The organism is Acutalibacter sp. 1XD8-33 (genome assembly GCF_003612555.1).
GTDB lineage: Bacteria > Bacillota > Clostridia > Oscillospirales > Acutalibacteraceae > Acutalibacter.
Genome location: NZ_RAZF01000092.1, coordinates 1 through 1,064 on the forward strand (window position 1 = coordinate 1; position 1,064 = coordinate 1,064).

Consider the following 1,064-nt stretch of genomic DNA (forward strand, 5'->3'; position numbering starts at 1 on the left):
TGTACACGGCGGGGTCCTCCTGCCCCGCCTGCTCCTTCTCCAGGGACTCCGCCTGGGCCTGCTCGTCGGTGATGATATCTTTTGCCATGATACTCTTCCTTTCAAAAAAATTGCATAATTTAAGTATTTTATACTTGATATTACGTAAATTACGTAGTATAATAGACTTATAAGAAGGGAGGGATAGGATGAAACGGCGGGATATCATAAACAAACTGCTGGCCGCCGGATACCGCAAGGCTCGGGACAGAGGGGACCACACCATTTATGAAAAAGAGGGGGCCCGGTCCATTCCGGTACCAAGGCACCGGGAAGTCAATGAGAACCTTGGAAAAGCGATACTAAAGCAAGCGGGGCTGAAATAGTCCCCGCCCCTTCGGGGGCGCAGAAAGGAGCTGCTTATGAACGAATATATTTATCCTGCCGTTTTTCATCCTGAAGATGATGGTTCCTACACCATCTCATTCCCCGATCTCCCCAGCTGTATGACAGAAGGGAAAGACTTGTCCAATGCCTTGTATATGGCTCAGGATTTGTTGACCCAATGGGCTGCCTACTGCGAGTCCAAGGGGGAAACCCTTCCCCCGGCCAGTCGTATGGAGGACACAGTTTGCAAACCAGGGGAGTTTGTAAACCTGGTTCGGGCTGTTGTCCGTGACGAACGGGCCGTGCGACGGACGGTATCTCTTCCAAAATGGCTAGATGAACAAGTGTCCGCTGCGGGGCTGAGTCTCTCCCGCGTACTTCAGGACGCCCTGAAAGAGCGCCTGAACATCTCCTGAAAGAAAGCCCCCGGAGCGATTCCGGGGGTTTTTCTTTCTCAATATCGGGGCTTGTAGGCTACTCTCCCAGGGCCTTTCGGACCTTGGCCCAGTAGTCCTTGCCGTTCACCACAAACTTCTGGTTGCGCTTGTCGATCTCCCACAGCTGCTTGCCGTCCCGGTAGGCGGCGTAGTAGTAGACCACGTACTCTCCGGAGGTGTTGGCCGCCGCCATAGGGGCAACGTCTCCCACGCCCAGGGTTTTGGGCCGGACGATCATCACGTACTTATCGGCCCAGGTAC

4 protein-coding genes are annotated in these 1,064 nt (G+C 53.9%); 2 read left to right on the forward strand and 2 right to left on the reverse strand.

What is annotated here, in order from left to right; genetic code table 11:
- Nucleotides 1-208, reverse strand: a 208-nt coding sequence (locus tag D7X94_RS18890; RefSeq protein ID WP_207667189.1) for a hypothetical protein, incomplete at its 3' end; no start/stop codon positions are given.
- On the opposite strand from D7X94_RS18890, the gene D7X94_RS17970 reads away from it, so the two are divergent.
- Nucleotides 189-365 (forward strand): type II toxin-antitoxin system HicA family toxin, encoded by a 177-nt coding sequence (locus tag D7X94_RS17970; RefSeq protein ID WP_120429189.1) that lies wholly within the window; start codon nt 189-191, stop codon nt 363-365. The genes D7X94_RS18890 and D7X94_RS17970 overlap by 20 nt on opposite strands.
- A 36-nt stretch (nt 366-401) precedes the next feature.
- Nucleotides 402-782: a type II toxin-antitoxin system HicB family antitoxin gene (locus D7X94_RS17975; protein WP_120429191.1), complete on the forward strand. Its 381-nt coding sequence runs from the start codon at nt 402-404 to the stop codon at nt 780-782.
- Between the two features lie 58 nt (nt 783-840).
- On the opposite strand, the gene D7X94_RS17980 is transcribed toward D7X94_RS17975, so the two are convergent.
- On the reverse strand, nt 841-1,064 hold a 224-nt coding region (locus D7X94_RS17980; RefSeq protein ID WP_199715184.1), incomplete at its 5' end, for a phage major tail tube protein.